Annotated in this window: 1 protein-coding gene; it reads right to left on the bottom strand. The window is 59.7% G+C overall.

Translation table 11 applies throughout. From position 1 onward, the window contains the following. The coding region (locus MTBSS4_RS03830; protein ID WP_173982083.1) for a cation transporter at nt 1–278 on the bottom strand (278 nt) is incomplete at both ends.

The raw sequence follows: 278 nt of genomic DNA, 5'->3' as shown, positions 1-278 counted from the left end.
TTGGCGATGATGGCCGGGCTGTTGTTCTCGTTGCCCACGCAAATCTGGTAGCGATACATCAGCTCGTTGACGATCACCGTCACCGACGCCCCGACCGCCGCGAAGATGCTCGGCGCCTCGTAGGTTCCCGAGATCAGCTTCATCACCGAGCCGTACATCAGGAAGCTGGCGCCGATCAGCAGCAGCGAGCCCACGATGGACGACGAGATGTACTGGATATTGCCGTAGCCGAACGGATAGCGCTCGTCCGCCGGTTTGTTCGAAATCCTCAAGCTGAG

Origin of the sequence: Magnetospirillum sp. SS-4, assembly GCF_902729425.1 — a bacterium.
Taxonomy (GTDB): Bacteria; Pseudomonadota; Alphaproteobacteria; order Rhodospirillales; family Magnetospirillaceae; genus Phaeospirillum.
Note: the sequence above shows the minus strand (reverse complement) of the source record. Positions and strands in the feature narration are given on the sequence as shown.